Here is a 15,834-nt window from a genome sequence, read left to right on the forward strand (position 1 = left end):
CATGATTCCCCGCCTTGGTTAATAATACTTTTTGTAGATTATTTGCTAGCCCTACATTATATAAACAAAAAACTCGCCTTTGGTTAAATCAGTCTTCCAAAGGCGGTTTTATATAAAATTATTTACTTACACTATTTTAATAAATTATTTAAATGATCATGAAGGTCATCAATCTGAACATCTTCTTGATGACCTGTTTCACGATATTTAAATTCTACGTACCCTTCACTTGCACGTTTTCCAACAACTACACGGTAAGGAACACCAATTAAGTCACTATCATTAAATTTTACTCCCGCTCTATCTTGACGATCATCATATAGTACATCAATGCCCGCGTCTAACAATTGATTATATAGTTGATCTGATAGTTCCACCTGTTCTTCTTTTTTAACATTTAAGTTAATTAAATGAACTTGGAAAGGAGCTAAATCTTTTGGCCAGGTAATGCCGTTGTCGTCGTGGTATTGTTCTACAATAGAAGCCAAAGTACGCGACACACCTATTCCGTAGCAACCCATTACATAATTTTGAGCACGCCCTTCCTTATTTAAGAAAGTAGCGTTTAAGTCATCGGCATATTTACTTCCTAACTTAAACACGTGTCCAACTTCAATACCACGGGCAAATTCAATGGTTCCTTTACCATCAGGTGATAAATCGCCTTCTTGAATAAAACGTAAATCTGCATACTGATTAATTTTTATGTCACGGCTGGGATTTACGTTTTTATAATGATAACCATCTTCATTTGCACCACAAGTTGCATTAACTAAGTATTCAACTGCATAATCTGCTATAACATCAACATTATCCGGTACATTAATTGGACCAAGTGATCCAAAGCCTGCTCCCATAATGTCTCTTGTTTCTTGTTCAGTCGCTAATTCAACGATTTCTGCTTCATATAAATTCTTTAACTTTACATCGTTTACTTCATGATCTCCTCTAGTTACCACCATTACAAATTGGTCATCTACCTTAAACATAATCGCCTTCATGCCTTGATTTAATTCATGACCTAAAAAGTCAGCTACTTCTTGCATCGTTCTTGCATTTGGTGTCTCAACTTTATCTAAAGTTAATGGTTCAACCTCAGGCTTTTCATAATTTGGTACGACAGGTGCCATTTCAATATTTGCTGCAAAATCTGATTCATTAGAATAGGCGATGATATCTTCCCCTACCTCTGACAAAACCATAAACTCATGTGTATCTTTACCACCCATTGCACCTGAGTCAGCAATAACAGCTCTAAAGTTTAGACCACAGCGCTCAAAAATTCTTTTATAGGCGTTGAAAATAACATCATAAGTTTCATCTAGTGAGTCGAATGTTTCATGGAAAGAATATGCATCTTTCATCAAAAACTCTCTTCCACGTAATAATCCGAATCTTGGGCGTTTTTCATCTCTATACTTAGCTTGAATTTGGTAAAGGGTAAATGGAAGCTTTTTATAAGAATTGACTTCATCTCTGACCAATGCTGTTACGACCTCTTCATGAGTAGCTCCTAAAGCAAAATCACGCTCGTGGCGGTCTTTTAGTCTCATTAACTCTTGTCCCATTGTATTCCAACGACCAGTTGCCTGCCATAATTCTGCTGGTTGTAAAGCGGGCATTTGAACTTCTTGTGCCCCGGCACGATCCATTTCTTCTCTAACAATATTTTCAACCTTGCGTAAAACCCTCTTACCTAAAGGTAAGAAATTATATACTCCTGATGCTAATTGTCGAATAAATCCGGCTTTTAATAATAACTGATGGCTTTTTAGTTCTGCTTCAGCTGGGACTTCTCTCAATGTTGGGATGAGTAAATTGCTTTGTCTCATACTATTTACACCTCTTTATTCGTATTTTATCATTTACATAAACAATCGCTCAATGTCATTCCAAGTAACGACAATCATTAATAACATTAATAATGCAAAGCCAATAAAATGAACAAAACCTTCTTTTTCAGGATCAATAGGCTTACCTCTAACTGCTTCAAGTCCAATGAACATTAAGCGTCCACCATCCAACGCAGGTAATGGTAGTAAGTTAATAATCCCTAGGTTAATACTCAACATAGCTGTCCAAGTTAAGAAGTTTATAAACCCTGTTTGAACGACTTCATCTGTCGCATCATATATTCCGACTGGACCAGCTAAAGCATCTAATGATAATTGTCCCGTCACTAGCTGTCCTAGAGCAGTTAGAATAAGTTTTCCTACTTCATAGGTTTGAGTGAAACCAAATTTAAATGCTTCAATTGGACTATCAACAAGATTACGCTGAATACCTACCTGGCCAATAGACTCTCCAGTGTCTAATTCACGTGACATGGTTGTCAAACTTGTTTCTATAACTTCACCATCACGCTCAATTGTTAAATTGATTTCTTCATTTGGGCGTTCTTGTACGTATTCTACAAAGCTAACCCAATCATTGATGGACTCTCCATTTATATTAAGAATCTCATCCCCAGACATTAAACCCGCTTCACTAGCAGGCGTATCTTCTTGAACATTCCCTACCACAGCTTGATCGTCTGGAACCCCTTGATATAATCCCAAACCAATAAAAATAGCAATCGCTAATAAAAAGTTCATCAAAGGCCCTGCAAATACCTGCATGCCTTTTTTACCAACAGATTTAGAAGCAAATTGTCGGTCATAAGGCGCTATTAGAGTTTCCTTTTCATCCATGACAAACAAAGCCTTACGGTCAACAGCATATTGATATCGTTCATCTGTATTAATATCAAAACATTCAATCACCAAGTCGTGATCTAAATCAATACGTTCTACTTCAACAACCTTAGCATTTGGGTGCTTTGATTTATTATTGACAATTATTTTACTAACTTTATTCTGCTCATTGAACTCTAATCCGATATGGTAGCCCGGCTTTAAATCAATAATTTCAGGATCTTCACCTGCAACCCTCACATAACCACCAATCGGTAGCAGTCTAACAGTATATAATGTTTCGTCACGGCGATAAGAAAAAATCTTAGGGCCAAAACCAATTGCAAATTCTCTAGCAAGCATGCCTGCTCTTTTGGCAAATATTAAGTGACCAAACTCATGAATGAAAACTAGTAAGCCGAACATAAAAATAAAAGCAATAATTGTATCAAAGTTCATAATAAACACCTACCTTTTTAGGACAGCATAACTTACTCGTTTGCGAATCTCCTGATCCAATTCGAATATCGTATCCAAATCCGGATCTTGAATCACAGAATGTGTTTCCATTTCTTTTTCAATTAATTCTTCAATCTCTAAAAATGTTATCTTATCTTGCAAGAATAGTTTCACTGCCTCTTCATTAGCAGCGTTTAATACGGTAGGCAGGGAACCACCCATCCGTCCTGCTTCATACGCCATTCTTAAACAAGGAAAGCGATCAAAACTCATTTCTCTAAAGTTTAATTGTCCAACTTTAACCAAGTCAAGAGCTTCACTCAAGGTAAAATCAGAACGTTCTGGATAAGTTAAGGCATATTGAATTGGAATCCTCATATCTGGAGTTCCTAATTGTGCCATAACACTTTGGTCTGCAAATTCAACCATCGAATGAATAACGCTTTCATTATGTAAAATGACGTCAATTTGATCGTATGGTGTATCGAACAACCAATGAGCTTCAATGACTTCTAATCCCTTATTCATCATTGTTGCCGAATCAATGGTAATTTTAGCCCCCATACTCCAATTTGGATGTTTTAAGGCATCATGCTTTGTTACACCTATTAACTGATCACGTGTTTTATCTCTAAAACTACCACCAGAAGCAGTCAAAATAATCTTTTTAATCTCATCATGATTCTCGCCTTTTAGGCACTGATGTATGGCCGCATGCTCACTATCTACTGGTAACAGATCAACCCTATTTTCTTTGGCTTCTTTCATAACAATATGACCAGCTGTAACCAATGTTTCTTTGTTAGCAAAGGCAATTTGTTTTTTAGCTCTTATGGCTTCTAAAGTTGGTTGTAATCCAACACTCCCAAGTACTGCGTTAACGACTAAATCTATATCTGGTAGTGAAACAATTTCATTTAGAGCTTCCATACCAAAATTAATTGTCGGGCTATAACTAAGTTTATTATTTAGTTTGGTAAAAGTTTCACGATTTTGTACAACAATGTACTTAGGTTTTAAATTTTCAATTACTGGTAAGGCTTTATCTATATTAGTTCCAAAGGCAAAACCAACTAATTGAAATTGTTCAGGATGTCTTTTGATAATATCAACTGTTTGTAAACCTATGGACCCAGTTCCACCTAATAACGTTATTCTTTTCATCCTAACCCCTCGTTTGTTAAATTATAAATTGGATAAAATGCAAAAATGGGACCATAAAGATTAAACTGTCAAAACGGTCCAATATGCCACCATGCCCTGGTAAAATATGCCCTGAATCCTTAATGTCATAAATGCGTTTGAATGCAGATTGTATTAAATCTCCTATTTGAGCTAACAATGAGGCGAAGATGGAAACAACAATTACAACCCACATATGTTCATGAATATCTAATGTAAGTTGAATAATGATCCCAATTATTACTGCACCAATTATTCCACCGAAAAAACCCTCTATAGTCTTCTTAGGGCTAATGATTGGCCAGAGCTTATGTTTGCCAAAAGCTCGTCCTGCAAAATAAGCTCCAGAATCAGTAAACCATACAATCAATAACGCGTACAATAGAAACTCAAGACCCGCTAGTCTAGTTTCAATTACATAACCAAATCCTATTCCAACATATAAAGCTGATAATAAAACAAAAGATACATCATCAAATGAAAATCTGTTTTTAACTAGAACTGTATAAGCTAATAAAATAAATACAAGAGCATATAATATTTCCGTTTTTGTTAGTGGTATTACATCCAGTATATTAGTCATTTCACTACTTAATAGAAATAACCATAACAAAAGAATACCTACTAATGTAGGAAAAGATAATACTGATATTCTTTTCATATTCAAAAGTTCAAATAATCCTATAGTACCAATAATATAAATAAAAATTATAAATGGCCAACTTCCATAAAGGACAAATGGTAAAAATACAGCTAAACCAATAATTGCTGTTATAATCCTCGTCTTCATTTTATATCACACCTTATAGACCACCAAATCTTCTCTTTCGGTTTTGAAATTCAAGTATTGCTTCATCGAAAGCTTCATGATTAAATTCCGGCCAGAGCTTCTCTGTAAAATAAAATTCTGCATAAGCAACTTGCCATAATAGGTAATTACTTAATCTTTGTTCGCCACTCGTTCGTATGACAAGATCGGGGTCTGGTAATTGATTCGTGTATAAGTACTTTGATATAAGTTCTTCGTCTATATCATTAATATTAATTTTATCTGAATTAACATCTTGGCAAACATTCTTAACTGCATCCACAATTTCAGAACGACTACCATAATTTAATGCAAAGTTTAGAACTAATCCTGTATTGTTTTTAGTTTGATCAACGGAATATTGTACTGCCTTTTTTGTAAATTCAGGTAGGCCTTCGTAATGGCCGATCGTTGTAACCTTTACATTATTCTCAATTAATTCAGGTAAATATGTATCTAAAAATTGCGAAGGTAGCTTCATAATGAATTCTACCTCTTTAGGCGGGCGCTTCCAATTCTCCGTGGAAAAGGCATATAATGTTATTGCCTCAAGTTCAAGTTCAACTGCCCTTTCAACTACTTTTTTGATTGTTTTCATTCCTTCTTTATGTCCAGCGAATCTTGGTAGTCCACGTTTTTTAGCCCATCTGCCATTACCATCCATGATAATCGCTACATGTTTAGGAACATTGGTAGGGTCTAAACTAGTCATGTCTTGATTCTTTTTTGTCTTAAATTTCATGTCCATCCCTCGCCAATAACTTAAGAAAAATTTAGCTTTCGCATGATGCGAAAGCTATTATTAATTATTATATCATGAAATGACTGAGTATATATCTACTTTTATACTTCAGTAATTTCTTTTTCTTTAGCTTCTAGTAGCTGGTCAATCTCATCAATATGTTTGTCAGTTTCTTTCTGAACATCATCTTGATAAGAGCGTAATTCATCTTCTGTGATGTCGCCGTCTTTTTCAAGTTTTTTCAATTGATCATTAGCATCGCGGCGAATGTTACGAATTTGTACCCTTGCTTCTTCAGCATACTTCTTAGTTACTTTGACTAAATCCTTACGACGCTCTTCAGTTAATGCCGGAATGCTGATACGAATGACATTACCGTCATTGTTTGGTGTTAGACCTAGATCTGCTTTTTGTATTCCTTTTTCAATATTCTCAATAGCAGATTTGTCAAATGGCGTTATGACTAGAAGTCTTGGTTCAGGAGCTGATACAGTTGCTAATTGGTTTAATGGAGTATTAGCTCCATAATATTCAACATAAACACTGTCTAAAATTGCAGGGTTTGCACGTCCTGCTCTTACTGTTGAAAGTTGCTTTGAGAAAGCTTGAACAGCTTTTTTCATCTTATCTCTGCACTCTTGAATAACTGAATCACTCATGATCATCTTTCCTCCTAATTATTGTTCCAATATTTTCTCCCGTTACAACTCTTTTAATATTTCCTTTGTCTAATATAGAGAATACTATTAATGCAATATCATTGTCCATACATAATGAAGAAGCAGTTGAATCCATTACGCCTAACCCTTCGTTCAGAAGGTCTAAGTATGATAATTGATCATATTTATATGCATTTGAATCGATTTGTGGGTCAGCATTATATACGCCATCAACATTATTCTTGGCCATTAGAATAACATCAGCTTCCATTTCTGCTGCCCTTAACGCAGCTGTCGTATCTGTTGAGAAGTACGGATTACCTGTTCCACCAGCAAAAATTACGACACGTTTTTTTTCTAAGTGGCGCATGGCTTTTCTACGAATATATGGTTCCGCTACTTGGCGCATTTCAATTGATGTTTGAACACGAGTTGGAATATCTAGGTTTTCTAATCCATCTTGTAAAGCTAATGAATTCATAACTGTCGCAAGCATTCCCATATAATCTGCATTAGCGCGATCCATGCCTACTTCACTACCAATTTTACCACGCCACAGGTTACCTCCGCCAACAACAATTGCAATTTCTATGCCTAATTCATGTATTTCTTTAATTTGTTCTGCAATTGATTTAATAAACTTCGGGTCAATTCCATACCCTTTATCGCCACTTAATGCTTCACCGCTTAACTTTAGAACAATCCGATTATATCTTGCTTTAGACATATTTACCTCCGTTATGTTCGCCATTATTAACTGTCTGTTCTTGAAAAATAGGAGACACTATGTGTCCCCTATCTATCAGCAAAATATTATTTATTGACTTGGTTCATAACCTCATCAACGAAGTTATCTTCACGCTTTTCCATTCCTTCGCCAACTTCATAACGAACGAATGATTTAACCGTTGCACCATTAGATTCAACAAATTGTTTAACTTTCTGATCAGGGTCTTTAACAAATTCTTGTTCTAATAAGCAAATTTCTTCAAAGAACTTTCTTAAGCGACCTTCGACCATTTTTTCAACGATGTTTTCAGGTTTACCTTCATTAAGAGCTTGCTGTTTTAATACTTCACGCTCTTTGTTTACTTCTTCTTCAGGCACTTCATCACTTGAAACATAACGCGGGTTAACCGCAGCAACGTGCATTGCTACATCTTTAGCAACTGAAGCATCAGTTGTTCCTTCTAATAATGCTAAAACGCCAATACGTCCGCCCATGTGTAAGTATTCACCAAAAGCAGCATTGTCGTCTTTTTCAACTACTTCAAAGCGACGTAGAGAGATTTTCTCACCAATTTTCGCAATTGCAGATTTGATGTAATGCTCAACTGTTTCTTCTCCACCGTTAAGGTTTTGCTCCATAGCTTCTTCAACAGTAGCAGGTTTGAACTTTAAGATATGTTGAGCTAAGTCGTTAAGTAACGTTTTGAACTGATCATTTTTTGCTACGAAGTCAGTTTCACTGTTCACTTCAATAATTACAGCTGTGTTCCCTTCACTAATGATATGAGTAGAACCTTCAGCCGCTACACGGTCAGCTTTTTTAGCTGCTTTAGCCATACCTTTTTCACGTAGGTATTCAACAGCTTTGTCTAAATCACCATCAGTTTCAGTAAGTGCTTTTTTACAATCCATCATGCCAGCACCAGTTTTTTCACGTAGTTCTTTTACCATTTTCGCTGTTACAGCCATATGAATCCTCCTTAACCTAATTCTTTTTAGGCGTAAATTAATATAATAATCGCTATATGCAGCGATTTAATGCTTTAAAAAAGGTGATAAAAGGCTCAACCTCTTATCACCTCACCTTTTTACTCTTGCACAGTTTCAGTTTCTTCTACTGTTTCTTCAGCAGGTTCTTCAGAAACGTCTTGAGTTGTTTCACCTTGTTTAACTTCTAAAATCGCATCCGCCATTTTAGATGTCATTAATTTAACAGCACGAATCGCGTCATCGTTAGCAGGGATTACGTAATCTACTTCATCTGGATCACAGTTAGTATCAACCATTGCTACGATTGGAATATTTAATTTATGAGCTTCTGCTACTGCAATACGTTCTTTACGTGGGTCAACGATGAATAATGCATCTGGTAAGCCATCCATATCCTTAACTCCACCTAAGAACTTCTCTAGACGTTCTTTTTCTTTAAGGATCATAACAACTTCTTTTTTCGGTAATACATCAAATGTACCGTCTTCTTCCATACGCTCAATGTCCTTTAGACGATTTACACGTTTTTGGATTGTTTTGAAGTTTGTTAGTGTACCACCTAACCAACGTTGGTTAACATAGTACATGCCAGAACGAAGAGCTTCTTCTTTCACAGTATCTTGTGCTTGCTTCTTCGTACCAACGAATAATACAGTTCCTCCATCTTCAGCAACTTGCTTAATGAAGTTATATGCTTCATCAACCTTTTTAACAGTTTTTTGTAGGTCAATGATGTAAATGCCGTTACGCTCCGTGAAAATGTATTTTTTCATTTTAGGATTCCAACGGCGAGTTTGGTGTCCGAAATGAACACCTGCTTCAAGTAGTTGTTTCATTGAAATAACAGACATACTTTTAATTCCTCCTATGGTTTTATTCCTCCGCTTATTTCATAAATAAACCTGACTCAAATCAGTGAGCACCAAGATTCATTTCCATAAGCGTGTGTATTAACACCAAAAGTTAATATATCATAACAATCGTATACAAGCAAGGATTATAAATGGATTTTTTGATGAAATTTAATCGTTAAATCAACTTCTGTATGACCCATATTTAATTTTTTCGCAATCTCATCAATTGTATACCCTTGATTATACAAATTTAGTATTTTAGATTCTACTGAAGGTGGTTCAAAGCGATCTTCTTGTTCTGTTATAAGATTCGTAGTATTGATCTCTATTTGCTGCTCTTTATTTTTTTCATGTTTAGACATGTTACTGTCATTTTTTTGCGAATTAGATATCGAGTTATTTGAGTCAGTTTTTGAGACTGAATGAATAAGTTTCTCGTTCTCATCTTTTAGTTCTAGAATATAAGAATTAAATAAGTCCTCAGTTTCTTTAACTCTACGCTCAAAGTTTTCATCTGTTTTTTGGTAATGTTGAATCTTTTGATATAGATATACAATGACAAAGAAAGTAATTCCGTGTAACAATAAACTTAACGTAATTAGAAAAGAGCTCATATTACCCTTCCTTATTTTATTTAGCCTCTTTGATCAACAGATTGGCCTAGGTATGGATGTCTTTGTTCTGAATTGGGTGTGGGTCCATTTCCTTGATCAGAAATTCTATTAAACGTATCTGCCTTTTGTACTTGACTCCTTTTTATTTGCTCTTCTGAATGACGAGCTTGTACAAGGTGGTTTTGCACGTTTTGTCCACGCTGACTTAACTGCTCTTGCATTTGTGCAGCATCTACCACTCTTGGTAATGCTACTTGTAACTCAACAGCCTTCCAACTCACATTAAACACCTCACAAAGTAATAACCAAAGATTAAATAGCTTCTATTTTAAAGTCATTTTCATCAAATAGAACAGAGACTTGCTTATACCCACTGTTAAATCGTTTTGAATATTTTCCTACTGTAACCTCTACGTTTGGGTATAGCATACCATGAATTAATAACTTCATAAACTGCTTTTGATCATTCTCTTTTTGTAAATGTCGTTGTTGTTGAAGTAATTCATCTAATCTATATTTCTTTTCATTTAATAGTTGATTCTGCTTTTCCAAAGTCAATTTTTCTTTTGGGTTTAAAGATGTTTTTTTATTTAAAGCGTCACCCAAAGCCTTTAGTTTGAATAACTCATCCCCTAATTGCTTAATTTGTTGTACTGTTTTTAAGCGTTGGGTTCGATCATAATTGTTTTCGCCTAAAAAAACTTGAGTTAATGTATGCATTCGGTTTCCAATGTCGCGGCAGACGATAAAAGACCCTGAAGAAATCGTCCCACCTATAATATGACCTTTCTGACAATAAATAGAGTCTTTTGCTGTGACTTCACTATGTACAATTGACTGTTCTACTTTAATATATCGACCAGCAAAAACGCGTCCTTGATTAATATGATGGGTTACGAGGTCAACACCAGCTTGTATAAATCCTTTACCAACAGCTGATATACCTTCCTTAACGTAAATCGAGCCTCCTGCTGTCACATTGGCTCCTTCAACTAACCCGTGAATTGTCACATCACCTTTAGCATTGACGTTAAAACCTTCTGGAACATCACCTCTAATTAATACTGAACCATTAAAATCTATATTACCCGTCGTTAAGTCAAGAGTATTCGATACTTCATATAAAGGCAAAACTTTTAATTCATCATTTATTAAAGACACTTGGCCGAAATTAGTCGCATAAATACATTTTTGTTCTTCTACCTCTGAAGTATTTTCTCCAGCCTTAATTTGAACGGCTTTCCCTTCTTTTGGTTGAATAGTTGTTCCGTAAACATTTTTACCGACTTTACCTTTTATTGGATCAAGAATTACAGCGATTAATTCCCCTGGGTCTACCATAGGTATTTTTATAACATTTTTAAAATCAATATCATCCTGCTCATCCAATTCCATTCTTACAGAATGTTCAACTTTAAAATCAACACTCCCGTCTATGCCATCTTTTACTAAATCACCTTCAGCAATTAAAACAGGAAAGTTGACTTGACTAGGGTCCTCTAGGATTTCTTCAATTACACCTAAACGAATACCATATTGTATACCATAACCTTGTAACAATTCAGTCAAATCATGTTTGAAATTTGTGTTTTGTTCCAACAACTGATTAAAGACTTCAAAATTAAGGACATGTAAATAGGCACACATTTGATCTTCAGAGATTTCCAATTGAAGGGCTTCTTTTAACTCCAACGCTCTGCCCCCTTTCTAAAAACAATGCAGATTTACATAATTAAATTACCAACAACTTATCTTTTAGTTTAGTAATAGCCTTACTGTGAATTTGTGAAATTCTCGATGTTGAAAGATCTAAAATATGACCAACTTCAGTTAAAGTTAAGTCTTCTTTGTAAAATAGACTAACGACCAACTGTTCTTTATCATTCAATTCCTTAATAGCTTCTGTTAATTCTTCAATTCGCTCTTTTTTTAATATCTCTTCATCAGGCGTCATTCCTTTAAGGTCAGGAACTGTATTCCTTAAGCTATCTCGTTGTTCTTCTGATTCATCATTCGTTTTTTCTTCAATTGATAACATGTTAGCAAATAACGTATCTTTAACAACTTCAGCTACTTCATCTTCATCCATACCAACATGCTTTGCAATCTCAGATAGATCAGGAGTTCTATTTAATTCTTGTTCCAATTGTTCGTATGCATTCTCAATAATTTTAGATTTATCACGAACTGTTCTTGGCAACCAGTCTTCTTTCCTTAACCCATCAATTATTGCACCTTTAATACGAAATGAGGCATACGTATCAAACTTAAGGTCACGACTGGTATCGAATTTCTCAAGGGCATCAACTAGACCCATAAAGGCCAAACTTTTAACATCTTGACGATCAACATTTTGGGGTAGATGGGCAAACACACGATTAACTTGGTAATTAACGATAGGCATATAATATTCCACTAATTGATTACCAACATCTTGATCACGTTCCTGTTGCCACCTTTTCCATAATTCATTTAAAGAAGTGGTAGCATGTTTCATCGCAATCCCCCATTTCTAATACTTCTTCATGCTCTGCTTTTAAATATAAGATACCCCTTGATAAACGGTTCTTATTTTCAATTCGAATGTATCCAGGTTAAATTCTATGGAACGACCATTATGACCACCGATATCTTTGGATACTAATGGAATACCGAGTTCTTTCAATAACGTTTCAATCGCTAAAACATTCTTTTGCCCAATATTTAACTTGTCTGATGATGTAGACTTAAACATTTGGGCCCCACCTGCCATTTTCGCCTTTAAATTAAACAAGTGACTTCCCTCTTTTTTTAACAAATCAATCAAAGCATTAATCCCCGTATCTGCAAATTTTCCTTTTTTGAATTCTTCTTGACGTGTCATGCTTGAGTCAGGAAGCATGATATGTACTAATCCGGCTACCTTCAAAACATCATCATATAAGACTAAACCGACGCAAGACCCAAGGCCAGAAGTTGAAATCAATTGTGATGTTCTGGCAATCTTCAAGTCAGCTATACCAACTTTAATTTGTTCTTGTATTTGATTCATGATTAGACTCCTAAATTCTTAAAGATCTTATCAAAAGCGTCTGGGTCAGGTAATAAGAAAAAATGACCTTTAATATCTTCTTTAAAATGATCTGATTGAAAAACTGTTTCTATGATAATGGCGTAGTCGGACACAACAGATGTTTCAATCAATCCTTGAGTCATAATCGCTCCAGACATATCAACAGTTGCTTCAGGAACTAAAGACTGTAAATTAAACTGAAGAAAATCTGATAATGCCCTTAAATATGAACCGGTTAGAATATTACCTAACTCTAAGAAAGCAGAGTTTGCCATTGCATTATTCTCATTAAGAATTGACTGGTCGGGATCTTGTGTTAAAGTCTGTATAAATTGATCGGCTTGAGAAGGCGATAAAAAGAAGAACATGGTACCATTAAATGCACCTTCAAATTCTACAAAAGTAGCTGCTTTTATTTCCTCTGGTCCCCCAGTGAGTTCAACAATTTCATCGAATGTCACAACTTTTACTGTTGGTACACTCATTTGGATAGGTTGAGACAATAAGTTAGATAGAGATGTAGTAGCATTCCCTGCACCAATATTTCCAATCTCTTTTAAGATATCTAAATGTATATCCTGCAATTTCAATACATCTTGCATTTTTTGTAATCCCCTTAGGTTAATCAGTCGTTTTTAACTAACTCGATATCAAATACTTGATCCAAACTCAATAGTACTATTAATCGATCATGATGTTTTACTACGCCTTCTATATAACTCCTATATTGCCTAGATATTGTTTCAGGTGGAGATTCTATTTGATCAGGTGTGATTTCTACTACATCATTTGCTTCATCAACAATCATTCCTATAGACTCCTGTTGATTATTAACTATTATGATTCTGCTGTGTTCATCAATAACTTTTGCAGATAGTCCCATTCGTTCGCGCAAATCTATTACTGGTGTGATAATTCCTCTTAAATTAATAACCCCTTTTACAAATTCCTCGGTGTTAGGAATTCTAGTAATTGTCTGCAAGCGTTCAATAGTTTGTATGTTGTCAATTGGAATAGCATAATGTTCATCATCAAGCGTTAAAACTATATATTTTTGTTTTTCCATAATAGCACCTCCCTATTTTACTAAAGCATTCGTATCTATAATGAGTGCTACTTCTCCATCACCTAAGATTGTTGCTCCAGAAATAGCAAATACGTCTTTTAGTCGAGTACCTAAGTTTTTAAGAACAATTTCTTTTTGACCTATGAACGAATCAACAATTAAACCTGTTAATCTATTACCTTTTCTTACAACCACAACAGAATAATGCGTTTGTTCTACACTGTCCTGTTTCACATCAAAGACTTCGTTAATATTTACTAGTGGAATAATTTGACCTCTGAAGTCGATCACTTCTTGTCCATGCGCTTTAAAAATATCGTTTTTACTTATAACAGCTGTTTCTTCAATAGAAGAAAGAGGTATTGCATATGTTTCATCCTTCATCTTAATCAGTAATGCTGTAATGATTGATAGTGTTAAAGGTAATTTAATTGAGAAAGTAGTTCCTACATGTAGTTCTGAGTCAATTTCAATCGATCCACCAAGGGACTCAATGGTATTCTTAACAACATCCAAACCGACACCACGGCCTGAAATATCTGAAATTTGATCAGCTGTAGAAAAACCGCTTGACATAATTAACTCATATATTTGTTGATCGGTTAATTTACTGGAGTCTTCCTCTGAAACTACTTTGTTTTGTAATGCTTTTTGTAAAACTTTATCTTTATCGATTCCTCCACCATCATCTTGAATCTCCACAAAGACATGATTTCCGCTATGGTATGCACGTAACTGTAATTTTCCAGTCTCAGACTTTTGGTTTTGTAGTCTTTCTTCTGGTGTCTCTATACCATGATCAATTGCATTACGGATTAGATGGACTAGAGGATCTCCAATTTCATCTATGACTGTTCGGTCTAATTCTGTTTCGGCACCAATGACCTCAAGTTCTATTTTCTTCCCTAATTCTTTTGATAATGAGCGAACCATTCTAGGAAACCTATTAAAGACCTGATCAATCGCTACCATTCTCATCTTTAAGATTACATTTTGCAACTCACTTGATGTTCTAGTCATTCGTTCAACAGTTTCTTTAAAATCCTTATCGTCAATCGTTTGTGTTAACTGTTCTAAATGACCTCTGTCTATAATCATTTCTTCAAAAAGATTCATAAGTGCATCCAATCGTTCAATATTTACACGAATAGATTTACTAGCAACCGGTTTATTAGAACTCTTTTTATTTTCCTCTTCTTTTGGCGTGTCAACCGTTGCGGCAACTTCTTCATTACCCTCTTCTTCAGATTGATTAATCTGAATTTCTTCAATATTTACTTTTTCAACCTCTGAAACATTTTCGATTTGCTTTTTAAGAGAGTCTAAATCTTCATCCGTTATAAACAATACATTAAATGAATCCTCAAACTCTTCTTGTTCAAGCTCTTCAACAGTAGGATTTGATTTAATGACACTACCATTATTTTCAAATATATTAAAAACCATATAAACCCTAGCAGCTTTTAATAAACATTCCTTGTCAATTGATACCGTAATATCATATATTTTTTGCCCTTGAGATTGAGCTTGTTCAATAACCGTTCTCTCAAAATCATCTAAATCAAAGCTACCGGGTTCCTTCGAAGTTGGAGTTGTTCTTGAAGTAGTGGGTTCAACTGTATGACTTTCTCCACTTTCTAACTTGTTTAATTGCTCAAGTATTGTCTGGTTATCTCTTTTACCATTTCCACCATTTACGATATCTTCTACCATCGCTTCTAAAGCCTCTACTGATTCAAACATAACATCTAAGACATTAGAGGTTACAGGTAAGTCTTCATTTCTTAATAGATCTAATACATTTTCAAGTTGATGGGTTAATTTGGATAAATCTTCAAAACCCATAGTCGCAGCCATTCCTTTCAAGGTGTGAGCTGCTCTGAAAATCTCATTAATACGAGTTACATCATGGGGTGAAGCTTCTAGCTCCAATAAACCATTATTCATTAACTGTAAATTCTCGAAACTCTCATCAATAAATACATCTAAGTATTCATTTGTATCCAT

General features: G+C 35.0%; 17 protein-coding genes. All 17 read right to left on the reverse strand.

From position 1 onward, the window contains the following. Positions 1-131: 131 nt before the first annotated feature. The 17 genes from ACTWQB_RS06650 to ACTWQB_RS06730 all read right to left on the reverse strand — a co-directional run bounded on the left by ACTWQB_RS06650 (position 132) and on the right by ACTWQB_RS06730 (position 15,834). Positions 132-1,832: a proline--tRNA ligase gene (locus ACTWQB_RS06650; RefSeq protein ID WP_443138403.1), complete on the reverse strand. Its 1,701-nt coding sequence runs from the start codon at positions 1,830-1,832 to the stop codon at positions 132-134. A gap of 33 nt (positions 1,833-1,865) precedes the next feature. Next, positions 1,866-3,131: an RIP metalloprotease RseP gene (gene rseP, locus ACTWQB_RS06655; protein ID WP_443138404.1), complete on the reverse strand. Its 1,266-nt coding sequence runs from the start codon at positions 3,129-3,131 to the stop codon at positions 1,866-1,868. A gap of 9 nt (positions 3,132-3,140) precedes the next feature. Continuing rightward, positions 3,141-4,295 (reverse strand): 1-deoxy-D-xylulose-5-phosphate reductoisomerase, encoded by a 1,155-nt coding sequence (gene dxr / locus ACTWQB_RS06660; protein ID WP_443138405.1) that lies wholly within the window; start codon positions 4,293-4,295, stop codon positions 3,141-3,143. Positions 4,296-4,311: 16 nt separating this feature from the next. Further along, positions 4,312-5,103, reverse strand: a complete 792-nt coding sequence (locus ACTWQB_RS06665) for a phosphatidate cytidylyltransferase (protein WP_443138406.1) — start codon at positions 5,101-5,103, stop codon at positions 4,312-4,314. Positions 5,104-5,116: 13 nt separating this feature from the next. Next, complete coding sequence (locus tag ACTWQB_RS06670) at positions 5,117-5,869, reverse strand: isoprenyl transferase (RefSeq protein ID WP_443138407.1); 753 nt, start codon at positions 5,867-5,869, stop codon at positions 5,117-5,119. Positions 5,870-5,964: 95 nt separating this feature from the next. Continuing rightward, entirely contained in the window at positions 5,965-6,522 is a 558-nt protein-coding gene (frr, locus tag ACTWQB_RS06675; RefSeq protein WP_443138408.1) for a ribosome recycling factor, read from the reverse strand. Continuing rightward, complete coding sequence (gene pyrH, locus ACTWQB_RS06680; protein WP_443138409.1) at positions 6,515-7,249, reverse strand: UMP kinase; 735 nt, start codon at positions 7,247-7,249, stop codon at positions 6,515-6,517. The genes frr and pyrH overlap by 8 nt, the downstream gene beginning before the upstream one ends. Positions 7,250-7,335: 86 nt before the next feature. Further along, positions 7,336-8,220, reverse strand: a complete 885-nt coding sequence (gene tsf, locus ACTWQB_RS06685; protein WP_443138410.1) for a translation elongation factor Ts — start codon at positions 8,218-8,220, stop codon at positions 7,336-7,338. Between the two features lie 119 nt (positions 8,221-8,339). Further along, complete coding sequence (gene rpsB, locus ACTWQB_RS06690; RefSeq protein ID WP_443138411.1) at positions 8,340-9,092, reverse strand: 30S ribosomal protein S2; 753 nt, start codon at positions 9,090-9,092, stop codon at positions 8,340-8,342. A 146-nt stretch (positions 9,093-9,238) separates the two neighbouring features. Beyond that, positions 9,239-9,709 carry a DUF6115 domain-containing protein gene (locus ACTWQB_RS06695; RefSeq protein ID WP_443138412.1) on the reverse strand — a complete coding sequence of 157 codons (471 nt, stop codon included), beginning with the start codon at positions 9,707-9,709 and terminating at the stop codon, positions 9,239-9,241. A gap of 20 nt (positions 9,710-9,729) precedes the next feature. Further along, positions 9,730-9,990, reverse strand: coding sequence for a hypothetical protein (locus ACTWQB_RS06700; protein WP_443138413.1), 261 nt, complete (start codon positions 9,988-9,990; stop codon positions 9,730-9,732). A 31-nt stretch (positions 9,991-10,021) separates the two neighbouring features. Further along, positions 10,022-11,401: a DUF342 domain-containing protein gene (locus ACTWQB_RS06705; protein ID WP_443138414.1), complete on the reverse strand. Its 1,380-nt coding sequence runs from the start codon at positions 11,399-11,401 to the stop codon at positions 10,022-10,024. A gap of 40 nt (positions 11,402-11,441) precedes the next feature. After that, positions 11,442-12,206: a FliA/WhiG family RNA polymerase sigma factor gene (locus tag ACTWQB_RS06710; protein ID WP_443138415.1), complete on the reverse strand. Its 765-nt coding sequence runs from the start codon at positions 12,204-12,206 to the stop codon at positions 11,442-11,444. 39 nt (positions 12,207-12,245) lie between these two features. Further along, positions 12,246-12,740 (reverse strand): chemotaxis protein CheD, encoded by a 495-nt coding sequence (locus ACTWQB_RS06715; protein WP_443138416.1) that lies wholly within the window; start codon positions 12,738-12,740, stop codon positions 12,246-12,248. Between the two features lie 2 nt (positions 12,741-12,742). Beyond that, positions 12,743-13,363, reverse strand: coding sequence for a chemotaxis protein CheC (locus ACTWQB_RS06720; protein ID WP_443138417.1), 621 nt, complete (start codon positions 13,361-13,363; stop codon positions 12,743-12,745). A 23-nt stretch (positions 13,364-13,386) separates the two neighbouring features. Beyond that, positions 13,387-13,827: a chemotaxis protein CheW gene (locus ACTWQB_RS06725; protein WP_443138418.1), complete on the reverse strand. Its 441-nt coding sequence runs from the start codon at positions 13,825-13,827 to the stop codon at positions 13,387-13,389. Between the two features lie 12 nt (positions 13,828-13,839). Continuing rightward, entirely contained in the window at positions 13,840-15,834 is a 1,995-nt protein-coding gene (locus ACTWQB_RS06730; RefSeq protein ID WP_443138419.1) for a chemotaxis protein CheW, read from the reverse strand.

It is taken from the genome of Piscibacillus sp. B03 (genome assembly GCF_052246295.1).
Taxonomy (GTDB): Bacteria; Bacillota; Bacilli; order Bacillales; family Alkalibacillaceae; genus Piscibacillus.